Annotated in this window: 18 protein-coding genes and 1 tRNA gene; 9 read left to right on the forward strand and 10 right to left on the reverse strand. The window is 70.4% G+C overall.

Annotated elements, in window-relative coordinates; genetic code table 11:
• Positions 1-55 precede the first annotated feature (55 nt).
• Positions 56-532 carry a GNAT family N-acetyltransferase gene (locus AC792_RS09170; RefSeq protein ID WP_049830230.1) on the forward strand — a complete coding sequence of 159 codons (477 nt, stop codon included), beginning with the start codon at positions 56-58 and terminating at the stop codon, positions 530-532.
• Entirely contained in the window at positions 529-1,872 is a 1,344-nt protein-coding gene (locus AC792_RS09175) for an alpha/beta fold hydrolase (protein ID WP_442853611.1), read from the forward strand. The genes AC792_RS09170 and AC792_RS09175 overlap by 4 nt, the downstream gene beginning before the upstream one ends.
• A 62-nt stretch (positions 1,873-1,934) precedes the next feature.
• On the opposite strand, the gene AC792_RS09180 is transcribed toward AC792_RS09175, so the two are convergent.
• The 3 genes from AC792_RS09180 to coaE form a co-directional block, all read right to left on the reverse strand.
• On the reverse strand, positions 1,935-2,996 hold the full coding sequence (locus tag AC792_RS09180; protein ID WP_049830231.1) for a TerC family protein: 1,062 nt from the start codon (positions 2,994-2,996) through the stop codon (positions 1,935-1,937).
• A gap of 205 nt (positions 2,997-3,201) precedes the next feature.
• Complete coding sequence (gene uvrB / locus AC792_RS09185; protein ID WP_049830232.1) at positions 3,202-5,283, reverse strand: excinuclease ABC subunit UvrB; 2,082 nt, start codon at positions 5,281-5,283, stop codon at positions 3,202-3,204.
• Positions 5,284-5,401: 118 nt separating this feature from the next.
• Complete coding sequence (gene coaE, locus AC792_RS09190; protein ID WP_049830233.1) at positions 5,402-6,376, reverse strand: dephospho-CoA kinase; 975 nt, start codon at positions 6,374-6,376, stop codon at positions 5,402-5,404.
• Positions 6,377-6,577: 201 nt separating this feature from the next.
• On the opposite strand from coaE, the gene AC792_RS09195 reads away from it, so the two are divergent.
• Positions 6,578-8,233 (forward strand): RecQ family ATP-dependent DNA helicase, encoded by a 1,656-nt coding sequence (locus AC792_RS09195; protein ID WP_049830234.1) that lies wholly within the window; start codon positions 6,578-6,580, stop codon positions 8,231-8,233.
• Positions 8,234-8,393: 160 nt separating this feature from the next.
• Positions 8,394-9,542 carry a class I SAM-dependent methyltransferase gene (locus AC792_RS09200; protein WP_049830235.1) on the forward strand — a complete coding sequence of 383 codons (1,149 nt, stop codon included), beginning with the start codon at positions 8,394-8,396 and terminating at the stop codon, positions 9,540-9,542.
• Between the two features lie 201 nt (positions 9,543-9,743).
• Here the strand turns inward: AC792_RS09200 and rpsA are convergent, their stop codons facing one another.
• From rpsA to polA, 3 genes are all read right to left on the reverse strand, one after another.
• Positions 9,744-11,216 carry a 30S ribosomal protein S1 gene (gene rpsA, locus AC792_RS09205; RefSeq protein ID WP_049830236.1) on the reverse strand — a complete coding sequence of 491 codons (1,473 nt, stop codon included), beginning with the start codon at positions 11,214-11,216 and terminating at the stop codon, positions 9,744-9,746.
• Between the two features lie 285 nt (positions 11,217-11,501).
• A complete protein-coding gene (locus AC792_RS09210; protein WP_049830237.1) occupies positions 11,502-12,824 on the reverse strand; it encodes a GNAT family N-acetyltransferase in 1,323 nt (440 codons plus the stop codon).
• Between the two features lie 54 nt (positions 12,825-12,878).
• The gene (gene polA / locus AC792_RS09215; protein ID WP_268753368.1) at positions 12,879-15,683 is read right to left on the reverse strand and encodes a DNA polymerase I; all 2,805 of its coding nucleotides are present in this window, start codon (positions 15,681-15,683) and stop codon (positions 12,879-12,881) included.
• Between the two features lie 19 nt (positions 15,684-15,702).
• Here polA and AC792_RS09220 point away from each other — a divergent pair, with 19 nt between their 5' ends.
• From AC792_RS09220 to AC792_RS09235, 4 genes are all read left to right on the forward strand, one after another.
• Positions 15,703-16,191: a hotdog fold thioesterase gene (locus AC792_RS09220; protein ID WP_049830238.1), complete on the forward strand. Its 489-nt coding sequence runs from the start codon at positions 15,703-15,705 to the stop codon at positions 16,189-16,191.
• A 161-nt stretch (positions 16,192-16,352) separates the two neighbouring features.
• Positions 16,353-18,992, forward strand: a complete 2,640-nt coding sequence (locus tag AC792_RS09225; RefSeq protein ID WP_152916119.1) for a bifunctional lysylphosphatidylglycerol flippase/synthetase MprF — start codon at positions 16,353-16,355, stop codon at positions 18,990-18,992.
• Positions 18,989-20,059: an alpha/beta hydrolase gene (locus AC792_RS09230; RefSeq protein ID WP_049830240.1), complete on the forward strand. Its 1,071-nt coding sequence runs from the start codon at positions 18,989-18,991 to the stop codon at positions 20,057-20,059. The genes AC792_RS09225 and AC792_RS09230 overlap by 4 nt, the downstream gene beginning before the upstream one ends.
• 41 nt (positions 20,060-20,100) lie before the next feature.
• A complete protein-coding gene (locus tag AC792_RS09235) occupies positions 20,101-20,280 on the forward strand; it encodes a hypothetical protein (RefSeq protein ID WP_049830241.1) in 180 nt (59 codons plus the stop codon).
• A 28-nt stretch (positions 20,281-20,308) separates the two neighbouring features.
• Here the strand turns inward: AC792_RS09235 and AC792_RS09240 are convergent, their stop codons facing one another.
• The 4 genes from AC792_RS09240 to AC792_RS09255 form a co-directional block, all read right to left on the reverse strand.
• A complete protein-coding gene (locus AC792_RS09240) occupies positions 20,309-20,695 on the reverse strand; it encodes a response regulator transcription factor (protein ID WP_049830242.1) in 387 nt (128 codons plus the stop codon).
• Between the two features lie 54 nt (positions 20,696-20,749).
• Positions 20,750-21,370, reverse strand: coding sequence for a hypothetical protein (locus AC792_RS09245; protein WP_049830243.1), 621 nt, complete (start codon positions 21,368-21,370; stop codon positions 20,750-20,752).
• Positions 21,371-21,514: 144 nt separating this feature from the next.
• A complete protein-coding gene (gene ligD, locus AC792_RS09250; RefSeq protein WP_049830244.1) occupies positions 21,515-22,537 on the reverse strand; it encodes a non-homologous end-joining DNA ligase in 1,023 nt (340 codons plus the stop codon).
• Between the two features lie 58 nt (positions 22,538-22,595).
• A tRNA-Leu gene (locus AC792_RS09255) sits at positions 22,596-22,677 on the reverse strand.
• Between the two features lie 143 nt (positions 22,678-22,820).
• On the opposite strand from AC792_RS09255, the gene AC792_RS09260 reads away from it, so the two are divergent.
• On the forward strand, positions 22,821-23,423 hold the full coding sequence (locus tag AC792_RS09260; protein ID WP_049830245.1) for an ANTAR domain-containing response regulator: 603 nt from the start codon (positions 22,821-22,823) through the stop codon (positions 23,421-23,423).
• Positions 23,424-23,452 lie beyond the last annotated feature (29 nt).

A 23,452-nucleotide genomic window follows, 5' to 3' on the forward strand; every position in this document is an offset into this window, starting at 1 on the left:
GGGCCGGCCGGATCCACGGGCCGGCCTGATCCTGGGTCGTGGCTAGGCTGGGAGCATGAACACGATACGGGAAGCACGGCCGGCGGACGTGCCGGTCATCCTCCAGCTCATCCACGACCTCGCCCTCTACGAGCGGGAGCCCGACGCCGTCCGGAACACCGCCGGGTCCCTCACCGAGGCGCTGTTCGGGGAACGTCCCACCATCTATGCGCACGTGGCCGAGGCGCACGGGGAGGTACAGGGCTTCGCCCTGTGGTTCCTCAACTACTCCACCTGGGAGGGCGTCAACGGGATCTACCTCGAGGACCTCTACGTCCGCCCCGAGGCGCGCGGCGCCGGTCACGGGACGGCCCTGCTGGCGAACCTCGCGCGCATCGCCTCGACACGCGGCTACGCACGGGTGGAGTGGTCGGTGCTGAACTGGAACGAGCCGTCCATCAGCTTCTACGAGAGCCTCGGCGCGTACCGGCAGTCGGACTGGAGCACGTTCCGCCTGACCGGTCCCGCGCTCGCCGAGGTGGCCGCCCGATGAGCCCGCACGACTCCACCGATCAGCTGACCGGTCAGCAGCCCGAGCAGCACCGGGTCACTCCCACCAGGGTGATGCGGGGCATGCGCTCCACCGGCCACACCTTCCGCGTACCCCTCGACCACGCCGACCCGGCGTCGCCGGTCATCGAGGTGTTCGCGCGGGAGTACTCCTCCACGGACCACGACGATGAGGAGGTCGCACGCCTGCCCTGGCTGCTCTTCCTGCAGGGAGGCCCGGGTGGGCGCGGTGCACGCGTCACGCAGCTCTCCGGATGGATGAAGGCCGCCGCCCGCGAGTTCCGCATCCTCATGCTGGACCAGCGCGGAACGGGTCTGTCCACCCCGGCGGACGCCACGACCCTCGCCTCGCTGCCCTCCCCCGAGGCGCAGGCCGGGTATCTCCGGCACTTCCGGGCGGAGGCGATCGTGGCCGACGCGGAGCTCATCCGCGCGCGGCTCGGCAGCCCGCCGTGGGCCGTCCTCGGGCAGAGCTACGGCGGGTTCTGCACCCTGACGTACCTCTCGAACGCACCCGAGGGGCTGGACCGCGCACTGATCACCGGCGGGCTCGCGCCCCTGACCGGATCACCGGACCAGGTGTACCGGGCCACCTTCGCCCGCGTGGAGGCGCGCCTTCGCGAGTACTTCTCCTGGTACCCGGAGGACCGCATACTCGTCACGCGGATCGCCCGCCACCTGGACGCCGTGGCCGAGTACCTGCCGAGCGGCGAACGGCTCACCACCCGCCGGTTCCAGATGGTCGGATCGCTCCTCGGGGGCAACACGCGGGTGCACGGGCTGCACTACCTGCTCGAGGACGCCTTCGTCACCACCGACGACGGCGACCGCCTGTCCGCGACGTTCCTGGAGCAGGTGCACGCCCTGGTGAGCAGGGCCTCGCAGCCGCTGTACGCGCTGCTCCACGAGTCGATCTACTGCCAGGGCGCCGCGTCCTCCTGGTCGGCGGAGCGCGTGCTCGAGGAGTACCCGCAGTTCCGCCCCGACGCCGAGGAGCCCCTGCTCACCGGGGAGATGGTCTACCCCTGGTACTTCGAGGAGGATCCGGCACTGCGGCCCCTGCAACCGGTCGCCGAGCTCCTCGCCGCCGAGGAGCACTGGGGCCGGCTCTACGATGTGGACGTCCTGGCCACGAACACCGTACCCGCGGCCGCCGCCGTCTACCGGGACGACATCTTCGTGGACCGGGACCTGTCCCTCCGCACGGCGGCCCAGGTGCGCGGCCTCCGGGTCTGGGAGACCGGCGACTTCCACCACGACGGCATCTCGGACGACGGCGAGGCGATCTTCGACCGGCTGCTCGCCCTCACGCGGGGCTCCTGAGGGCGCAGGTCCGGTACCGCGGGCCCGCAGGGCGCCGGGTACCGGGTACCGGACCTGGAGTGCTAGTGGCGCGGTTCCTTGGTGCCGGCGTCGTCCGCCGCCCCGTCGAGGCCGTCGCTGACACCGGGTGAGTCCTGCCCGGACGCCTCGGTCTCCAGCGAGCGCGAGCGCAGCAGGCTCGCGACCACCGCGACGAGGATCGTGCCGAGGATGACCGCCAGGGACACGAAGGTGGGGATCTCAGGGGCCCACGCGACGTGCTCGCCCCCGTTGATGAACGGCAGCTCGTTCACGTGCAGGGCGTGGAGGATCAGCTTCACGCCGATGAACGCGAGGATCACGGACAGCGCGTGCTTGAGGTAGACCAGGCGGGTCATGAGCCCGCCGAGCAGGAAGTACAGCTGCCGCAGTCCCATGAGCGCGAAGATGTTGGCGGTGAAGACGATGAACGCGCTCTGGGTGAGACCGAAGATCGCGGGGATGGAGTCGACGGCGAACAGGAGGTCCGTCAGCCCGATCGTCACGAAGACGATCAGCATGGGGGTAAACACCTTCCTGCCGTCCACCACGGTGCGGATCCTGTTGCCGTCGTAGGACTCGGACATCGGCAGGACCGACTTCAGCTTGCCGATCAGCTTGTTCTCGCCCGCGTCCTCCTCGTCCTCACCGGAGTCCGCGGCCTGCTTGTACGCGGTGTAGAGGAGGAAGGCACCGAAGATGTAGAAGATCCAGCTGAAGTTCTCGATCACCGCGGCGCCGAGGGCGATGAAGATGCCGCGGAGCACCAGCGCGATGATGATACCCACCATCAGGACCTCCTGCTGGTACTTCCGGGGTACCGAGAAGCGGGCCATGATGATGATGAAGACGAAGAGGTTGTCGATGCTCAGGCTGTACTCGGTGACCCAGCCGGCGATGAACTGCCCGCCGTACTCCGGTCCGGCGACGGCGAACATGAGCGCCGCGAACACGAGCGCGAGACCGACGTAGAACGCGACCCAGAGACCGGCCTCCTTCATGGACGGCTCGTGGGGACGCTTGAGGACGAGCAGCAGGTCGAGGAGCAGGACGAGGCCGAGCACGACGAACGTACCGATCTCGAAGGCGACGGGGAGTGTGGGCACGGCAGGGCCTCTCAGAGGGTACGGGTGATTGCCGCAAGTCTCTCCGCCGCGATGCTACCGCTGGCTGCTACGTCCGGCGGGGCAACGGTGCCCCACGTGTTGACGTCCGTAGCTCTTGGGATACTCCCCTACGTCCGGAGCCGATGGTACTCCTACCGGGCAGCGCCGACGAATCCACGGATCGTCCGCGAGCCGCATCCGTGGATCAGGCGTGTCCCGCGGACTGCATCTGCCGCAGTTCCTTCTTCAGGTCACCCACCTCGTCACGGAGGCGGCCGGCGAGTTCGAACTGGAGTTCCGCCGCCGCGGCGTGCATCTGGTCGGTCAGCTGCTGGATCAGGTCGGTGAGGTCCTCGGCCGGCACGGAGGCCGTCCCGCCCCGGCGTTCGGCGCCCTTGCCCTTCTTGGATCTGGGGTTCTTCCCCGCCTCCTCCAGCAGCGCACGGGTGTCGGCGTCCTCCCGGTTGATCGTGTCTGTGATGTCCGCGATCCGCTTGCGCAGCGGTGTGGGGTCGATCCCGTGCTCCAGGTTGTGCGCCACCTGGATGGCACGCCGTCGGTTCGTCTCGTCGATGGCCCGCTCCATGGAGTCCGTGATCCGGTCCGCGTACATGTGGACCTCACCGGAGACGTTGCGGGCGGCGCGGCCGATGGTCTGGATGAGCGAGGTGGTGCTGCGCAGGAACCCCTCCTTGTCGGCGTCGAGGATGCTCACCAGCGAGACCTCCGGCAGGTCCAGCCCCTCGCGCAGCAGGTTGATGCCCACGAGGACGTCGAAGGTGCCCATCCGCAGTTCGCGCAGGAGCTCCACCCGGCGCAGCGTGTCGACGTCGGAGTGCAGGTACTCCACCTTGACGCCGTGCTCGAGCAGGTATCCGGTCAGGTCCTCCGCCATGCGCTTGGTGAGCGTGGTGACGAGCACCCGCTCGTTGATCTCCGTGCGAGCGCGGATCTCCCCCAGCAGGTCGTCGATCTGGCCCGTGGTGGGCTTGACCACCACCTCGGGGTCCACCAGGCCGGTGGGTCGGATGATCTGCTGCACGTAGCCGTCGGCCTTGCCCAGCTCGTACTTGCCCGGCGTCGCCGAGAGGTAGACGGTCTGCCCGATGCGATCGAGGAACTCGTCCCACTTCAGCGGCCGGTTGTCCATCGCCGAGGGCAGCCTGAAGCCGTGGTCCACCAGGGTGCGCTTGCGCGAGGAGTCCCCCTCGTACATGGCGCCGATCTGCGGGATCGTGACGTGGGACTCGTCCACCACGAGCAGGAAGTCGTCCGGGAAGTAGTCGAGCAGGCAGTGGGGTGCACTGGCCGGATCGCGCCCGTCGATGTGCCGGGAGTAGTTCTCGATGCCGTTGCAGAAGCCCATCTGCTGCATCATCTCGAGGTCGTAGGTCACGCGCATGCGCAGGCGCTGCGCCTCGACCAGCTTGTTCTGCGACTCGAGTTCCGCGAGCCGTTGCTGCAGCTCGTCCTCGATGTCCTTGATGGCCCGCGTCATGCGGTCCTCGCCGGCCACGTAGTGCGAGGCCGGGAAGACGTACATCTCCTCCTCCTCGCGGATCACGTTCCCGGTCAGCGGGTCGAGGGTGTAGATGTTCTCCACCTCGTCACCGAAGAACTCGATGCGCAGGGCGTGCTCCTCGTACATGGGGATGATCTCCACGGTGTCCCCGCGGACGCGGAACGTCCCCCGGTGGAAGTCCATGTCGTTGCGGGTGTACTGCATGCCCACGAACTGCCGCAGCAGCTGGTCCCGGTTCATCTGGTCACCGCGGCGCAGGGTCACCATCTTGTTGATGTACTCCTCCGGCGTTCCCAGGCCGTAGATGCAGGATACCGTGGCCACCACGATGACGTCGCGGCGGGTGAGGAGGGCGTTGGTGGCGGAGTGCCGCAGCCGCTCCACCTCCTCGTTGATGGAGGAGTCCTTCTCGATGAAGGTGTCCGTCTGCGGGACGTAGGCCTCGGGCTGGTAGTAGTCGTAGTAGGAGACGAAGTACTCGACGGCGTTGTTGGGCAGCAGCTCACGGAACTCGTTGGCCAGCTGCGCCGCGAGCGTCTTGTTCTGCACCATCACGAGGGTGGGCCGCTGGACCTGCTCGATCAGCCACGCCGTCGTCGCGCTCTTGCCCGTTCCTGTGGCCCCCAGCAGCACCACGTCCTTCTCCCCCGCGCCGATCCGCTCCGAGAGCTCCTTGATGGCGGTGGGCTGGTCACCGGCCGGCTGGTACTCGCTGATGACCTCGAAGGGCGCCACGACACGCTTGATCTCCTGCGCAAGACTCATGCTCCAACGGTAGTCCCTGCCGGTGACGAACGGACCATGATCTGCTCCGGGCGGACAGCTCGCGCGACGGTTCCCGACGGTGGTCCGACACGGGTCCCGACGGAGGACGCCGTTCGGCTCACCTGCCGCCCGTGAGGGTGACGACGACGTCGTACGCCGGATCGGCCGCGCGGTGCACCGGGGCGGCCGACGACGCCTCCGCCTCGCGTGCGGAGCGCGGGTAGCCGGCTCCCGCGACCGCGGCCGAGACGGTACCGAGGTCCTGCGATCCGGGGACCTGGACGCGGAGGACGGCACGCCGCGCGTCGTCCTCGTGCCCGGAGGTTCCGTCCCCGGCCTCCCCGGACGCCGCGCCGGCCCCGGATCCCTCGACGACGACGTCGGCGGGCAGCACCGCCGCGAGCTTCGCCCGGACGCGGGGGTCGAGGTCCCCCGTCCCGTCGAGCCCGGTCCGGACCGAGCCCGGCGCGGACGCCGGTCTGCCTGCCCGGAGATCGGCGGCGAAGGGCTCGATGCGCTCGTGCCACAGGGCGTCCGTCGCCGCCAGGAGGTCCTCCAGCCCGCGCTCGTTGGGGAGGACCGCGTCGGCCGCCCGGAGCCGTTCGTCCCGCGGGGCCTGGGCGGCGATGCGCTGCTCGGCGTCCTCGCGCCGCATGCCGCGCTGCTCCACCATGCGGCGCACCCGCAGCTCGTCCGCGGCGTCGACGACCACCACCTTGTGGAAGCGTGCGGCCTGCCCGGTCTCCACCAGCAGCGGGATGTCCTCGACCACCACGGAGTCCCCGGGTGCCCGCTCGATCAGGGTCGCGGAGGCGGCGCGCACCCGGGGGTGGATGATGGCGTTGAGCCGTGCGCGTGCGGCGTCGTCGCCGAAGACCAGGCGTCCGAGGGCCGGGCGGTCCAGGGTGCCGTCCGCGCCGAGGACGTCCGGACCGAAGGCGTCGACCACCTCCCCGAGCCCCTCGGAGCCCGGCTCCACCACCTCGCGGGCCAGCAGATCGGCGTCCACGAGGACGGCCCCGAGGTCCCCGAGCCGGCCGGCCACCACGGACTTGCCCGCGGCGATGCCTCCTGTGAGTCCGATGCGCAGCATGCCTCCACCCTAGCGACACCCGACGGGGCCGTCCCTCGGTACTTCGGTCTTCTGCTCCTACGGAACCGGCGCGGGACCAGCGGACGGCGGCGGTGCAGCAGGGGTCCGGTCCTGTCAATCGCACCCATGCGATGCAGGCTGGGCCGGAAACAGTCGGAGCCCCCTCCTACGCTGAGGGTACTGAGCATCGAAGGAGGGCCTGTGACCGTCACAGTGCAGGAGCTACGGCAGACAGCGGAGTACGTGTTCGGCTGGGAGGAGCTGCGCCCCGGTCAGCAGCGGGCCATGGAAGCGGTCCTGGAGGGGCACAGCGTCCTGTGCGTCATGCCCACCGGGGCCGGGAAGTCCGCGATCTACCAGGTCCCGGGACTGGCCCTGCCGGGCATCACCGTGGTGATCTCACCCCTGATCGCCCTCCAGCAGGACCAGGCGGCCTCCATCAACGAGCGCCTCGCCCGTCCGCGCGCGTTCGTCCTGAACTCGGGCAAGAAGAAGCGCGAGATCGAGGCGGCGTGGGCCGCGGCGGAGAACCGGGACGAGACCGAGCGCGCCAAGTTCCTGTTCCTCGCACCCGAGCAGCTGGCCCGGGAGGAGGTCGGGGCCCGGCTGCGTGCCCTCGACGTCTGTCTGGTGGTGGTGGACGAGGCGCACTGCGTGTCCTCCTGGGGTCACGACTTCCGCCCCGACTACCTCCAGCTCGGGCACCTCATCAGGGATCTCGACGTCCCCACGATCGCCCTCACCGCCACGGCGTCGCACTCCACGCAGAGGGAGATCATCGAGCGCCTGCACCTCCGCGAGCCCGTCGAGGTGATCGAGAGCTTCGACCGCCCCAACCTGTTCCTCGACGTGGTGCAGCACGTGGGGAAGACCGACAAGCTCGACGCCGTCCACGACCAGGTACTGACCCTCGGCGGGCACGGGCTGGTGTACGTGGCGACGAAGAAGGCCGCCGACCTGCTCGCCGAGCGCCTCCGGTCCTCGGGCCGTTCCGCCGACGTCTACCACGCGGGGCGGACCAAGGAGGAGCGCGAGAGCGTCCACGAGGCGTTCCTGGACGGCAGCATCGACGTGGTGGTCGCCACGACCGCCTACGGCATGGGCATCGACAAAGCCGACGTCCGCTTCGTGGTGCACGCCGACATCTCCGACTCGCTGGACAGCTACTACCAGGAGATCGGACGGGGAGGACGCGACGGGCTCGAGACCCGGGCGGTGCTCCACTACCGGCCGGAGGACCTCTCGCTGCGCCGGTTTTTCGCCGCGAAGACCGCCGGCAAGAAGGATCTCGAGCAGCTCTTCCTCCTCCTCGTCGCACAGGGCAAGCCGATGCGTCCCGCGAAGCTCAAGGAGATCTCCGGGCTGTCCGCGCGCAAGCTCAGCGGGCTGCTCAACGTCCTGGAGGCCTCGCACGGCATCGACGACGGCGCGAAGGGGTACCGGGTGCGGGACATCCCGCCCCGCCAGGCCGTCCGCCAGGCCGTCGAGTACATCGAGAACCGGGAGCGGATCGACGAGTCGCGGATCGAGATGGCACGCCGGTACGCCGAGACGAGGTCGTGCCGCCGACGCGCGCTGCTGAGCTACTTCGGGGAGGAACTGCCCGTGGCCTGCGGCAACTGCGACAACTGTCTGCGCCACAGCCCGGAGGGCCGCTCGGACGCGGGCGGGACCGCCGCCCCGAAACCGTTCGGCGTCGACAGCGTGGTGGAGCACCCCGAGTGGGGCACCGGCACCGTGATGGGGTACGAGGACGACGTCGTGACCGTCCTGTTCGACACCGTGGGGTACAAGACGCTCTCGGTGCACCTGGTGGAGGAGAAGCACCTGCTGACCGAGGTCGCCGCGGCGGGGTGAGGGGTCGGAGGGCCGGAGTCATCCACCCTCCGGGACGGACCTGCCGGCAGCAGCCGTTCCGACCCGCCGACCGCGGTGGCGATCGCCGGACCGCCGGGACGTGCATCCATAGGGGGTATCGGGGCCGGATCGGGACGTGCAGCCGCCTAGGATGGGCTGAATGAGCCCGTTCCGCCTCGATCGACTCACACGCCATCCCGACATCGACACCCCGGACCTCGTGGCCGTCGACGCGGCCGACCGCCTCCTCCTCGACACGGCCGCCGACGCCCTCCGCCGCGACACCGTCGCGGTGATCGGTGATTCCTACGGCGCGCTGACGCTCACCGCCGCCGAGGTGAACCCGCACCTCCCCGTCCGCGTGTTCCAGGACGGGATCGTCCACCAACGGGCGCTCGGCCGGAACGCCCGTGAGGCCGGGATGGAGGATCGCTACCGCACCCTCCCGCTCGGCGCGGAGCTGCTGGCGGGCGTGTCGACCGTCCTGCTGCGGCTACCGCGGTCCCTGGACGAGCTGGACGAGATCGCGGCGCTGGTGGCCGACCACGCCGCACCGGACGTACGGGTCCTCGCCGGCGGCCGGACCAAGCACATGACACCGACCATGAACGACGTCCTGGGACGGCACTTCGGCACGGTCACCGCGGGGCTGGGCCGGCAGAAGGCCCGGATCCTCACGGCCTCCGATCCCCGCCCCGGCACCTCGGCAGGCTTCCCCAGGAGCGCGCGGCACGACGTCGGCCTCGCACGCCCCCTCGAGCTGCGCGCCTACGGGGCGACCTTCGGAGGTGCGGCCCTCGATCCGGGGACCCGGCTGCTGCTCCCCCACCTGCTCCCCCCTGTGCTCCCCACGGGGCGGACGGAGCGGGACCCGCGGGGGGAGGTGATCGATCTGGGCTGCGGCAACGGCGCCCTCTCCGCCTACCTCGCCCTGACGCACCCGGACCTCGTCGTCCACGCCACGGACCAGTCCGCATCGGCGGTCGCCTCGACCCGGGCGACTGCGGCCGCCAACGGCGTGTCCGACCGCGTCCGGGTCAGCCGGGACGACGCCCTGTCCGAGGTCCCCGACGCCTCGGCGCGGCTGATCGTCCTGAACCCGCCCTTCCACGTCGGCAGCACGGTGCACACCGGGATCGCGCTGAAGCTCTTCCGCGCCTGCGCGCGGGTGCTCGCACCGGGCGGCGAGCTCTACACCGTATGGAACGGCCATCTGCGCTACCGGTCCGCCCTGGAGAGCATCATCGGGCCCACCCGGCAGCTCGACCGCTCACCGAGGTTTACGGTGACCAGCTCGCGACGCGGCTGATGCCCGTCACCCCGCACCGGTCGGCCGGTGCCCACCGCCTGACCCCACCGGGAGGCCGACAGGACGGAGCGGCGGGGAACAGGCTCACGGCGTGGACGACGGAGCCGGCCGGGGAAACCGTGACCAGCACGGGAGCAGGGAACGAGGAAGGCCCCCGTCCGGGTGGACGGGGGCCTTCCTCGTGTTCGCCGTGGCGGGAGCTTACGCCCCGGTCAGCTTCTCGCGCAGTGCCGCGAGTGCCTCGTCCGAGGCCAGCGTCCCGGAACCGGTCTCGGTGGCGACGGGCTCGGAGGAGTAGCTGGTCGAGTTCGACTCGGCCGGCTCGTTGGCGGCCGCGGCGTCGTCCGATGCGTGCTGGACGACCTGCTTCTTGTGGGCCTCCCAGCGGGACTGGGCCTCCGCGTACTGGGCCTCCCACGCAGCGCGCTGCGTCTCGTAGCCCTCGAGCCATTCGTTCGACTCAGGGTCGAAGCCCTCGGGGTACTTGTAGTTGCCCTCGTCGTCGTACTCGGCGGCCATGCCGTAGAGCGCGGGATCGAACTCGGTGCTGTCCGCGTCCACGCCCTCGTTGGCCTGCTTCAGGCTGAGGGAGATCCGGCGGCGCTCGAGGTCGATGTCGATGACCTTGACGAAGAGCTCGTCCCCGACGGAGACGACCTGCTCGGCGAGCTCCACGTGGCGCACGGCCAGCTCGGAGATGTGCACGAGACCCTCGATGCCGTCCTCGACGCGGACGAACGCGCCGAAGGGCACGAGCTTCGTGACCTTGCCCGGCACGACCTGACCCAGGGCGTGCGTACGGGCGAAGGTCTGCCAGGGGTCCTCCTGCGTGGCCTTCAGCGAGAGAGAGACGCGCTCGCGGTCGAGATCGACCTCGAGGACCTCCACGGTGACTTCCTGACCGACCTCGACGACCTCGGAGGGGTGGTCGATGTGCTTCCAGGAGAGCTCGGAGACGTGCACGAGACCGTCGACGCCGCCGAGGTCCACGAACGCACCGAAGTTGACGATCGAGGAGACGACGCCCGGACGGACCTGGCCCTTCTCGAGCTTGTTGAGGAACGTGGAGCGGACCTCGGACTGGGTCTGCTCGAGCCAGGCACGACGTGAGAGGACCACGTTGTTGCGGTTCTTGTCGAGCTCGATGATCTTCGCCTCGATCTGCTGACCGATGTACGGAGCCAGGTCGCGGACGCGGCGCATCTCGACGAGCGACGCGGGCAGGAAGCCGCGCAGACCGATGTCCAGGATGAGACCACCCTTGACGACCTCGATGACGGTACCGGTGACGACGCCGTCCTCCTCCTTGACCTTCTCGATGTCGCCCCAGGCGCGCTCGTACTGCGCGCGCTTCTTGGAGAGGATCAGGCGGCCTTCTTTGTCTTCCTTGGTGAGGACCAGGGCCTCGACCTCGTCACCCACGGAGACGACGTCCCCGGGGTCGACGTCGTGCTTGATGGAAAGCTCGCGGGAAGGAATGACACCCTCGGTCTTGTAACCGATGTCGAGCAGGACCTCGTCGCGGTCGACCTTGACGACCGTACCCTCGACGAGATCTCCGTCGTTGAAGTACTTGATGGTGGCGTCGATCGCTGCGAGGAAGTCCTCAGCGGTGCCGATGTCGTTGATCGCGACCTGCGGGGCACCTTGCTTCTCGGTGGTGGTGATGGTCATGTAGTTGGGGCTCCGTTGTGGAAGATTAATTGCTCCGGACGGCACGGGAACCACCGACCCGGCGGGGCCGGGAGCGGATTCCGATGTCCGGATGTGGACGAAAGGGAAAGAACCTCGGAAGGTTCCGAGAGGAGCGGTGCGATCCTGGATGCCCCCGAGAAGATCCGGGGACGATCGGAGCGCACCACACGCCCGTCCAGTCTAGCCCTCGGTGTCCAGCACCGTCAAAGCACGGACCTCCGCGCGGGGAGGCCCCCGTGCGGCCCGGGCGGGACCGGGACGGGGTCAGAAGTGCGTGATGCAGTACGGCTCCTGTGGCACCCCGAACAGCGTGTCGAGCAGGTCCACGACGTCGTCGGCGTGCGCGGTCAGCGCTCCTGCCGCGGCCAGCACCGAGGCCTGCACACCCCCGAGGTACAGCGAGCCGAGGGCGTTCGCGGTCACCGTGGCGTCCGGTACCGCGGTGGCCCCCGCCGGCTCCACCTCCGCCACGCCGTCCGCGACGGACAGGGCGTAGGAGCCGTCCACGAGTCCGAGGGCGTCCTCCACCGCGACCACGACCCTGCCGCTGCCCCGGTACGACCGCGCCCGGAGGGCCGCAACGACGTCGAGCACGCGGACCCACAGGACGTCGTCGGTCCCCTTGACCTGGTAGCACCGGCGGTCGCGCAGGGCCCAGGGCAGCGGGTCGTCACGCCGGGCGTCGTCCCAGGTGATCCGCTGGACGAGGTCCAGGGATCCGAGATAGCGCCACAGCTCGAGGTAGGCCGAGGGCGTGGCCGCCACCAGGTCCACGAGCTTGGTGGTGCGCGGGGTGGTGTCCCAGCCCGCGAACCGGTAGGAGACGTAACCGGCCGGCTCGCCGTCGGCGTCGTAGTGCACGGCCATGCGGGCGGCGCGGTCCTCGGTGGGCCGCTCGCGCCCCCACTCCCCCGAAGCGCGCCGCGGGTAGGAGGACTGCCTGCCCACGGAGCCGAAGGTGGAGTGCTGGAAACGGTCGAAGACCTCGCCCGCGAGACGTGCGGCGTGCTCCCGCGCCACGAGCGTGGTGGTCCCCGTCGGCGGTGCGGTGATCTCGAACCGCTCCTGCACGTCCACCTCGATGCTCTGCGTGAACGTGGCGCAGCCGAACCCGAACCGCCCGTAGATGGTGGCCTCGGACGCCGTGAGGATCGCGAGCGGGAGCCCGCGCTCCTTCGCGCCCGACAGGTCCTCGGTGATCATGGAGCGCAGGATCCCCCTGCGGCGGTGGCTCGCCCGCACCGTCACCGCGGTGATCTGGTGGACGTCCAGCTGCGTCCGGCCCACGTTGAGGGCGTGCACCATGGTGCCGTAGGTGGCCCCGGGGAAGTCGACGCCCATCGCCTCGGCGGGCTGGGCGTCGTCGTGGACCCCGCGCAGCTCGCGCCGGTCCTCCGTGAACACCCGGAGCATGGCCGGGAGGTCCTCGGGATCCATGAAGGGGTCGTTGAAGCCGATCCCCTCGGCGTTCAACCACGTCGCGAAGCGGCCCTCCGCCGAGGTGTCGTCGGCGGGTCCCGGGGTGAAGCTCTCGGTGCGGAGGTCCCGCCGGTCACGGGTCTGGTCCGGTGCAGTGTAGTCGCTCACACCTTCACCCTAGACGGAGCGTGAGCCGGGCATCCACCTGCGGCGGGCACCCCTCTAGTGCGCGGCCTCGTGCCAGCTGGCGCCGGTCCCCACCGAGACGTCGAGCGGCACGGTCAGATCAGCGGCCCCGCCCATCTGCGCGCGGACCAGCGCCTCCACCTCCTCGGCCTCCCCCGGGGCGATCTCGAGGACCAGCTCGTCGTGCACCTGGAGCAGCATGCGCGAGCCCAGGCCGCGCTGCGTCAGGGCGTCCTCCACCCCGAGCATGGCCTTCTTGATGATGTCCGCCGCGGATCCCTGGATCGGTGCATTGAGGGCTGCCCGCTCCGCCATCTCACGGAGCTGACGGTTGTCGCTGGAGAGATCGGGCAGATAGCGGCGGCGGCCCTCGATGGTGGAGGTGTAGCCGACCTTCCGCGCCTCCTCCACGATGCCGCGCAGGTAGTCCCGCACCGCGCCGAAGCGCTCGAAGTAGTCCCGCATCAGGGTGCGTGCCTCGTCCACGGAGATGTTCAGCTGCTTGGAGAGGCCGAACGAGCTCAAGCCGTAGACCAGGCCGTAGGACATCGCCTTGACCTTGGACCGCATGGCGTTGGTGACCTCCTCCGGGGCCACGCCGAAGATGTGGGAACCGACGAACCGGTGGAGGTCCTCCCCCTCCTGGAAGGCGGAGATCAGCCCCTCGTCGCAGGAGAGGTGCGCCATGATGCGCATCTCGATCTGCGAGTAGTCGGCCGTCATCAGGCTCTCGTACTTCTCACCGTCCCGGCCCTGCCCCACCACGAACACCTCGCGGATGCGCCGGCCCTCCTCGGAGCGGACCGGGATGTTCTGCAGGTTCGGGTTCGTGGAGGAGAGCCGGCCGGTGGCGGCGACCGTCTGCAGGTACGTGGTGTGGACCCGGCCGTCGTCGCCCACGGCCTTCCGCAGACCCTCGACCGTCTGGCGCAGCTTCGTCGCGTCACGGTAGGCGAGGAGCTGGGTGAGGAACGGGTGGCCGGTCTTCGCGATGAGATCCGTGAGGGCATCGGCGTCGGTGGAGTAGCCCGTCTTGATCTTCTTGGTCCTCGGGAGTTCGAGCTCGTCGAACAGGACGGTCTGCAGCTGCTTCGGCGAACCGAGGTTGATCTCCTTGCCGATGATCCGGAAGGCCTCCGCGCTCGTGGCGCCGATGGTCTTCGCGAAGTCGTCGAGGAGCCGCTCGAGGCCGTCGATGGACACGGCCACCCCGGTACGCTCCATCCTCGCGAGGACCTCGGCCAGCGGGAGCTCGAGACCGCCGAGGAGCTGGTTCGCGCCGCGATCCACGAGCTGCCCGGCGAAGTGCTCGCTCAGGCGCAGGGCGGCGAAGGCCGCCACCACCGCGGGGGACGCGACGTCGTTGCCGCCGAGGTCCAGTGCCTGCTGCCCCGAGGAGTCGTTCGCGGACGCCGTGATGGACAGGCGCAGGTGGTACTGCGCGAGGTCGGCGAGGTCGTAGCTGCGGCGATCGGGCTGGATGAGGTACCCGGAGATCGCGGTGTCGTCCACCTCCCCCACGAGCGGCAGACCCCGCTCGGCGAGCAGCTTGAACACGGTCTTGAAGTCGTGGACGATCTTCGGGGCGTCGGCGTCGGCCAGCCACTCCGCGAGCACCTTCTCGGCGGCGGCATCGAGGGGCTCCAGCGGCACGTAGGCGGCCTGCAGGGAGGTGACCACCGCCAGGCCCACCACGTCGGTGGTGCCCGCCGTCGTCTCCGTGGCCGGGGAGATCGACGCCGGGGCCTGGTTCGTCGCCCGGAACCACGCGGCCAGGCTCGCGGCGTCGTCGAGGAGCACGTGGGCGGGGGCGCTGAGCTCGTCCCCCTCCTCCTGCGACTCCTCCTCGCCGAAGAGGTCGAACAAGCGCTTGCGGAGCGTGTTGAACTGCAGGGAGTCGAAGAGGTCCTCCACGGCGGCGCGGTCGGGGTGCTGGGAGAGCATCGCGGACAGCTCCACGGGCAGCTCGAGATCGGTGAGCAGCCGGTTGAGCCTCCGGTTCCGCTTCACGTCCTCGATGTTGGCGCGTAGTGAGTCCCCCACCTTGCCGCCGATCTTGTCCAGGTTCTCGAGGATGCCCTCGAGTCCGCCGTAGAGCTTGATCCACTTCGCCGCGGTCTTCGGGCCCACACCGGGCACGCCGGGGAGGTTGTCGGCGCTCTCCCCCACGAGCGCCGCGAGGTCGGAGTACTGGTGGGGCGGCACGAAGTACTTCTCCTCGATGGCCCGCGCGTCCATCTGCGGGATGTTCGTGACCCCCTGCTTCGGGTACAGCACCGTCACGCGGTCGTTGACGAGCTGGAAGGCGTCGCGGTCGCCGCTGACCACCTGCACGTCCCAGTCGGCCGCGGCGGCCTGGTGCGCGAGGGTGGCGAGGATGTCGTCGGCCTCGTAGCCGTCGAGGGAGATGGTGGGGATCCGCATGGCCTCCATGACCTTGATGATCAGGTCCACCTGGCCGTGGAATTCCTCGGGCGTCTTGTTACGGCCGCCCTTGTACTCGGTGTACTCCTCGCTGCGGAAGGTGGGGGTGTCGAGATCGAAGGCGACCGCGACGTGGCTGGGCTTCTGGTCCTTGATGAGGTTGATCAGCATCGCCGTGAAGCCGTAGACCGCGTTGGTGTGCTGCCCGGTGTCCGTGGAGAAGTTCTCGGCCGGCAGCGCGTAGAAGGCGCGGAAGGCCATGGAGTGACCGTCGATGACCAGGAGCCTGTGGCGCGTGCCGTCGGCGCGGCGGGTGGGCTCCACCGCCGTCGTCCCGACCGCCCGGGCCGGCTCCGGGGAGGCCTCGACGGACGGTTCGGAGGGCGGGGTCACGGCAGTTTTGGTTGTCTCACTCACAGGTGTCAGCCTAGTTCCCATGACAGACAACCGCACCCGCCCCGATCCCCTCGACGAGCCCTCCGGGGAGCGGCTGGCCGAGCTGCTCGCAGCGGGTGTCCCCGCCGAGCTGCACGGTCTGCTCCGCCGCCACGGGGTCGGTGCACTGACGGTCAAGATGGGGATCGTCTTCTCCGAGATGAGTGCCGAGCGCATGGTGGCCACCATGCCGGTGGAGGGCAACCAGCAGGTGGCCGGCATCCTGCACGGCGGCGCGCACGTGGTCCTCGCCGAGACGCTCGGGTCCTTCGCCGCGAGCCTGCACGCGGGCCCCGGGCGGCAGGCCGTGGGTATCGAGGTGGGGGCTACCCACCACCGCGGTGTCGCCTCCGGTCTGGTGACGGGCACGGCCACCGCGATCCATCTCGGGCGTACCCTGACCACGCACGAGGTGGTCATGACCGACCAGGAGGGACGACGGCTGTCCACCGCGCGCATCACCAACCTCATCCGCGACGAGCGCCCGTGAGCTCCACGAGCAGGCCGGACTGACGGTTCCCAGCCGGTCTCCAGCGGACGTCCAGGAACGCACCGGATGCTTGGCGCGGCGCTCCTGCCGAGGAGGAGCGCTGCCGTCCCCGTGAGACCTGTCACCGGCGGCCGTGGAACAGGGCACGGAGGTCGACGACGGTGAACAGCGGTAGGTCCGGGAGCGCGGACACGGAGGGGCCGGGGAGGATCCGGCCGGTGCTGATGGCCGGGGTCCGTTCCGCCCGACGGGTGGCACGCCGGGCACCGTTGTCCGTGGCCGGGGCCGCGTGCCTCTGGCTCCTCGCCCTCGGGACCCGCTCCCTGCCCGCGGGTCCTCACGCGGGGCTCGCCCGATCGGTGCTCTTCGATCCCAGCACGCTCGGCCAGGATCCGCTCTCCCTGCTCCTCTCCCTCGCCTGGGCCCCGGACGCCGGGGCCTACGCCGTGTCCACCGTGGCCCTGCTGGTGCTCGGCGTCCTGGCCGAGAGCAGGCTCGGTTCCCGCCGCTTCGCCGTCGTCGTCGTGCTCAGCCACGTGGTCGCGCTCCTCGGCGCGACCCTGGTGGGGACGGCGATCACCCCGCTGTTCCCGCGGTGGGCCGAGGACTTCAGCAGCACCTACCTGGGCGGTCCCGCCTTCGGGGCGCTGGGCGCCGCGATGGCCGCGACCATGCTGATGGGACCGCTGTGGCGGCGTCGGCTGCGGATCTCGGGGATCCTGCTCCCGGCCACCCTCGTGCTCTACAGCGGGGCCCTCGTGTCCGTGACGCTGCTGCTGGCTGCCCTGGTGGGGCTGACGGCGGGAGCACTGCTGCTGCGACGCCGTGCACGACGACCCGCAGCACCGTCCATCCGGGAATCACGGGTGCTGGTGGCGCTGGTCTGCGCCGCGGCCGCGGTGGGCCCCGCGCTGGCCGCTCTGTCCCCGCACGCCGCCGGTCCGTTCGCGGTGCTCGGGGTCCTGTTCACCTCCTACGACGCCGTCACCCCGGACCTGGTCCGTTCGATCTGCGCACCCGGCGGCGCGGTCCACGACTGCGCCCTGGTGCAGCTGCAGGCCCGGGCCGGCCTGGGCGGCATCGTCATGTCCTGCCTGCCCACCGTCTTCCTCCTCGTCCTCGCCGACGGCCTGCGGCGTGGCCGCCGGTTCGCCTGGGTGGGCACCATCGTGGTGCAGATCGGCCTGGCCCTGCTCTCCGTGGACACGTTCCTCACGCTCCTGAGGCACGGCGGCGACGACGGACTGGTGGTCCTCCTCGGCGGTGAGCGGCCTCGCCAGGTGGTCATGGGCCTGGTCCTGCCGGCCCTCCAGCCCGTCGCGGTACTGCTCCTGCTCGTGCTCACCCGGCACCTGTTCCGCCTGCGTGCAGCGCCCGGCGTCCACCGGTCGATCGCCGTCAGGACCGCTCTCGCTCTGGCGGTGGCCGCCGGGGCCTACGTGGGCGTGGGCCTCGCGCTCGCCGACCAGTTCAGCCCCCGCGCCACACTGCCCCTCCTCCTGGCCGACTTCCCCGAGCGCCTGCTGCCCGTGGAGGCGACCCTGCGCATCTACCCGGCGTTCCTCCCCGTGGACTCCGGGGCCGTGATCCTCTACGAGTGGATCGGCATCGTCTTCTGGGCCGTGGTGGCGGTGCTGCTCCTGCGCTCCTTCCGCTCCGTGCAGCGGACCGAGGACGAGGACGCCCGCGAGCGCGCCCGCTCGATCGCCTCGGTGCACGGGAGGGGGTCGATGACGTGGATGGGCCTCTGGCCGGGGAACTCCTACTGGTTCGACGACACCTCCTACGTGCCGTACCGGGTGATCTCGGGGGTCGCGCTCACGCTCGCCGGTCCGGTGGGTCCCCGTCCGGACGAGCAGCGTGCGCTGCGCGACTTCACCCAGTTCTGTCTCACCCAGGGGTGGACGCCCTGCTTCTACTCGGTGTCCGGTCCCACCGCCGAGGCGCTGGCCGGTTCCGGGTTCCGGCGGCTCCAGGTGGCGGAGGAGACGGTGCTGGATCTCGGTGACCTGGCCTTCAAGGGCAAGAGGTTCCAGGACGTCCGGACCGCGTTGAACCAGGCGCGCAGGAGCGGTGTCCGCAACGAGTGGGTGGACACCGCGCATGTTCCCCTCGTGCTGCTGGACCAGATCCGCAGCATCTCCGAGGAGTGGGTGGCGGACAAGGCGTTGCCGGAGATGGGCTTCACCCTCGGGGGGCTGGAGGAACTGCGCGACCCCGCCGTCCGGTGCTCGGTGATCGTCGACGACGAGCGGACGGTCCACGCGGTGGCCTCCTGGTTGCCGATCCACGACGAGGGCCGGATCACCGGGTGGACGCTGGACTTCATGCGGCGGCGTGGCTCCGGGTTCAAGCACAGCATCGAGGTGCTGATCGCGCAGGCCGCGCTCGATCTCCAGGCGGAGGGCTACACGGAGCTGAGCCTCTCCGGTGCACCGCTCGCACGATCGGGTCCGGTGGCCGCGGGCGAGGTGGAGGCCCTGGACCGGATCCTCGGACTGGTGGGACGGGCGCTGGAACCCGTCTACGGTTTCCGCTCCCTCTTCGCCTTCAAGTCGAAGTTCGGGCCCCGCTACGTACCGCTCTACCTGTGCTACCAGGACCCCACCACCCTGCCCGCGATCGGCCAGGCCATCACGCGGGCGTATGCGCCGGACGTCAACGCCGTGGCCATGTGGCGGCTCCTGACCGCGCGGCCCCGGCCCGAACCCGCTCCGGGGAGAGCACCCGACGCACCTCCCGTCCGGACCGACACCGGCGTCCCGCCCCGGGACACCACCGCAGAGCAGGAGTCACGATGAACCCCGTGGACTGGCAGCTGATCACTCCCGCCGCACTGACCGTGTTCGCGATCGCAGGAGGGCTGTCCCTGCTCTGGTTGATCGCCGGGCACCGCCGCTTCCTCGTGCGGACCGTGCTCCCCGCGGCCGTGCTCGGAACGGTCTGCGCGGTCGGCATCTGGCTGGTCACCGAGAAGGTGCTGAACGTGTGGGGCGCACCGCAGCCCCCGTGGTTCTACGTGCTGGGCGCCGCGGCCATCACCGCCGTCCTCCTGGCGGGCCGCAAGGTGATCTCGCAGCCACACCGGTGGCAGCGGGCGCTCTCGGTGGTCGCGGCGCTCGTGGTCCTCGCCGCGGCGGCCGGAGGGATCAACGCCTACTTCGGGTACTACCCCACGCTGAGGGCGGCGGCCGGCGGGAGCGACATCGCCGAGCTCGGTGTGGTCACCGCGCCGGACGATCCCGGGCCGGTGACCACGCTGGGCGACTGGACCCCACCGGCCGACATGCCGGCCTCGGGCGAGGTGCGGGAGACCACGATCCCCGGGACCGTGTCCGGTGTCGACGCCGGGACGGCCTACGTGTCCCTGCCGCCGGCCTACCTGTCCGCGACACCGGCGAACCTCCCGGTGCTGGTGCTGATCCACGGTGATCCGGGGGGTCCGAAGGACTGGATCACCGGCGGGGAACTGCCCGCCGTGATGGATGCCTACGCCGCCGCGCACAAGGGGCTGGCACCGATCGTGGTGCTCCCGGACGCCTCCGCGAGTACCGGGCCCCCACCGTCCCCGGGCCTGGACAGCAACTACGGGAAGGCGGGCACCTACCTCTCCACCGACGTCCCGGACTGGGTGCGGAGCACACTCGGGGCGGGGACCCACGCCCCGACCGACTGGGCGATCGGCGGGTTCTCCCCCGGGGGCACCTGCTCGCTCACCCTGGCCATGAACCACCCCGACGTCTACCCGAGCTTCCTCGACATCTCCGGCGAGAACGCGCCGACCATCGCCGCCGGACAGGACACGTTGTCACCGACTACTTCTCGGGCGACGCCGCCGCCTTCGCGGCGCAGAGCCCCCTGGACCTGATCACCACGCGGGACTACCCGGACACCGCCGGCATCGTCACCGTGGGGGCCGACGACGCGTTCTACCGCCCGCCGGGTGAACAGGTGGCGGCCGCGATGAAGGACGCCGGGGTGAGCGTGCAGCTGCAGACGGTTCCCGGGGGCCACACGTGGCAGGCGTGGAAGGCCGGTCTGCAGAACAACCTCGACTGGCTCATGCAACGGTACGGCGTGCTGCCCTGAGCAGTCGGCGGAGTCGGCCCCGGCGTCGTCAGAGCCCGGCGGCCCGAGCCGGGACGGCCCGGAGGTGCTCCCGCAGCTCCGCGGGGCGGAAGGGCTTGCGGATGTACCCGTCGGCTCCGGCGGCCCGGCCGCGTTCCTCGTCGCCGTCGCCGGTCCTGGCCGTGATCATCAGGATGAACGTGGTGGAGAACCGACGGATCCGCTGCGCCACCTCGAAGCCGTCGATGTCGGGGAGCCCGACGTCGAGCGTGACGATGTCGGGCATCAGCTGACGGACCATCTCGACGCCCGCGATGCCGGCGGGAGCCGTGTGCACGAGGAAGCCCGACCCGGGGAGGACCGCGTGCAGGAGGTCTCGTACGTCGTCGTCATCCTCGATGACCACCGCAGCGCGGCTCGGTTCCATGCTGGGCATGGCGCAAGCCTACCCCTCGCCCCGCCCGGTACTCCGTACGGTACGGAGGGGGCGTCAGGACCCCGGACGGACCTGTGCCTCCACGGCCTCGCCGCCGCCGCGGGGCTGCACGACCACGCCGGACACGGTGTCGGGGAGCTCCGGGAACAGACCAATCATGAGGAGCTCCGTGGTGGTGTCCGGGAGGGCGTCGCCGCTGTACTGCTCGATGAGGTCCACGACCTCGGCGGACGGCTCGCTCCCGTTCGACGCGGCGCCCCACTCCTCGAGGACCGGCACGGCCGGCCGGAACTGCAGGTCCTGCCCGTCCGGCGTGGTGACCGTGACGGAGTCGAGCCCCAGCGCTGGAGCCCCGTCCGGGTTCTGCACGCTCACCACCGCGTAGGTCACCGGGTCCTGCCCGAGGTCCCCGCGCAGGCGCTCGACGTCCTCGGGCACGGGTGCCGGCAGGGTCACGTCGCCCGTCGCCTCGCCGATGACGAACGCGAACAGCCCGCTGGTCGAGTCCGTGAGGCCCTCCACGGTCGGTGCGTCCGAGGCCGGCGTCACCGGGTCGGTGGCGGTCCGGGCCGGGTCCGGAGTGGCACCTGCGGTCATCGGGGCCGTCGCGGGATTGGCGGTGCAGCCCGTCAGCAGGAGCAGCAGCACACTCGAGGTGAGGAGGGTCTTCTTCATGGGGCTCCCAGCGGCCGGCAGGACCGGCGCGGAATCGGGCCCGGCTCTGCGCCGGGGCTCGGCGGCGTTCCCCTCCGTTCTACCAGTGGAACCCCCTGCGGGCGCCGGGAGATCCTCTGCACCAGGGGTCGTTGACAGGGCTCGTCAGGCGGGCCTACGCGCGCGGCTGGGCTGGACGCGCGGCGGCTCACCCGGCATCTTCGGGAAGTCCGGTGGGAACGGCAGCTCCCCCAGACCCGCCTGTGCATCACGCTCCCACCACTGCCGGAGGACCTCGATGCCGCCCGCCGTCGCGTGGAGGTCCTCCCACGGGTCCCCCACCGTCCTCAGCCGCTCGGGGACGGTCGCCACCGTGAAGGCGGCGGGGTCGACGTCGTCCAGTTCCGCCCAGGTGACGGGGGTGGACACGGGTGCCGCGGGGAGGGCACGCGGGCTGTAGGCGCCGGCCATGGTGCGGTCCCGGTTCGCCTGGTTGTAGTCCACGAAGATCCGCGCTCCGCGTTCCTCCTTCCACCACGCCGTGGTGACCTGCTCCGGCATCCGCCGCTCCAGCTCGCGGGCCGCCGCGATCACGGCCCTGCGGACCTCGAGGAACTCGTGTGCGGGCTCGATCGGCGCGAAGACGTGCAGGCCCCGGTTGCCCGAGGTCTTCACGAACGCCGTCAGGCCCGCCTCCCCGAGGACGGTGCGCAGGGCGTGCGCCGCGACGACGACGTCGGCGAAGGTGGTACCCGGCTGCGGGTCGAGGTCGATGCGCAGCTCGTCCGGCAGATCCGGTGCCCCGGCGCGCGAGGCCCAGGGGTGGAAGACGATCGTGTTCATCTGCGCCGCCCACACCACGGCGGCCGGTTCGTCGAGCACCAGCTGCGGGTGCGAGCGGCCGCTGGGATACACCACGGGCACGCTGCGCAGGTAGTCGGGGGCACCCTTCGGCGGGTTCTTGCTGAAGAAGGACTCACCGTCCACGTCCCCCGTGAAGCGCTGCAGCGAGATCGGACGGTCACCGTTCGCCCGCAGAAAGGCGGGGGCCACCTCGACGAGGTACCGGGCGAGGTCGAGTTTCGTCAGCCCCGCCTGCGGCCACAGCACGCGCGACGGGCTGGAGATCCGGACGGGGCGTGCACCGTGGGGGCCGTCGACCTCGAGGACGATCGCTTCGCTGGCCATGGGGTCAATGTACCGCGCAGCGGGTGCGGAGCCGTGGGGTGCACGTACCAGGGGAAGGTGCCCGAAGTGGGACTCGAACCCACACACCTCTCGATACTGCATTTTGAGTGCAGCGCGTCTGCCAATTCCGCCATTCGGGCCGGCTGCGCATCGGATCCGTGCCGGATCGACTTCTGGACCCCCGGTGCGCGAATCCACTCTACATGCCGATAGGCTGTTTTCAGGAACGACGGGGGACGCTTCCAGCAGCCCATCGGATCACCATCGTCATCAAGGAGCAACAGTGTCTGAACCGATCGAATCCACGCCCACCGGACCGGCACGGCGGGTGGTCGTGGCCGAGGACGAGACGCTCATCCGGCTCGACATCATCGAGATCCTGCGCGGCGAGGGGTACGACGTGGTGGCGGAGGCCGACAACGGGGAGAAGGCCGTGGCCCTCGCCGAGGAGCACAAGCCGGACCTCGTGCTCATGGATGTGAAGATGCCCGTGATGGACGGGATCACCGCGGCCGAGCAGATCGTGAAGGCCCGGATCGCCCCGGTGGTGCTGCTCACCGCCTTCAGCCAGAAGGAGCTCATCGAGCGGGCACGGGACGCCGGGGCCATGGCGTACGTGGTCAAGCCGTTCACCCCCGCGGACCTGATCCCCGCCATCGAGATCGCGATGTCCCGGCACGAGGAGATCAAGGCCCTGGAGGCGGAGGTCTCCGATCTCCAGGAGCAGTTCGCCACCCGGAAGCTCGTGGAGCGGGCCAAGAGCCTGCTGACCACCAAGATGGGGCTCACCGAACCGGAGGCCTTCCGCTGGATCCAGAAGACCTCCATGGACCGCCGCCTGAGCATGCGCGAGGTCGCGGAGACCATCATCAACCAGGTGAACTGAGCGCGCCTCCCCACACCCGCCGTACGACG

The sequence above is a fragment of the Arthrobacter sp. RIT-PI-e genome, assembly GCF_001187915.1.
In the GTDB taxonomy this organism is placed as follows: Bacteria; Actinomycetota; Actinomycetes; order Actinomycetales; family Micrococcaceae; genus Arthrobacter_D.

Excerpts from the sequence above, each read along its gene's own strand:
- AC792_RS09170 (WP_049830230.1), top strand. The coding sequence starts at position 56 with ATGAACACGATACGGGAAGCACGGCCGGCGGACGTGCCGGTCATCCTC.
- AC792_RS09175 (WP_442853611.1), top strand. The coding sequence starts at position 529 with ATGAGCCCGCACGACTCCACCGATCAGCTGACCGGTCAGCAGCCCGAG.
- uvrB (WP_049830232.1), bottom strand. The coding sequence starts at position 5,283 with ATGAGTCTTGCGCAGGAGATCAAGCGTGTCGTGGCGCCCTTCGAGGTC.
- coaE (WP_049830233.1), bottom strand. The coding sequence starts at position 6,376 with ATGCTGCGCATCGGACTCACAGGAGGCATCGCCGCGGGCAAGTCCGTG.
- AC792_RS09200 (WP_049830235.1), top strand. The coding sequence starts at position 8,394 with ATGAGCCCGTTCCGCCTCGATCGACTCACACGCCATCCCGACATCGAC.
- rpsA (WP_049830236.1), bottom strand. The coding sequence starts at position 11,216 with ATGACCATCACCACCACCGAGAAGCAAGGTGCCCCGCAGGTCGCGATC.
- AC792_RS09220 (WP_049830238.1), top strand. The coding sequence starts at position 15,703 with ATGACAGACAACCGCACCCGCCCCGATCCCCTCGACGAGCCCTCCGGG.
- AC792_RS09230 (WP_049830240.1), top strand. The coding sequence starts at position 18,989 with ATGAACCCCGTGGACTGGCAGCTGATCACTCCCGCCGCACTGACCGTG.
- AC792_RS09240 (WP_049830242.1), bottom strand. The coding sequence starts at position 20,695 with ATGCCCAGCATGGAACCGAGCCGCGCTGCGGTGGTCATCGAGGATGAC.
- AC792_RS09245 (WP_049830243.1), bottom strand. The coding sequence starts at position 21,370 with ATGAAGAAGACCCTCCTCACCTCGAGTGTGCTGCTGCTCCTGCTGACG.
- ligD (WP_049830244.1), bottom strand. The coding sequence starts at position 22,537 with ATGGCCAGCGAAGCGATCGTCCTCGAGGTCGACGGCCCCCACGGTGCA.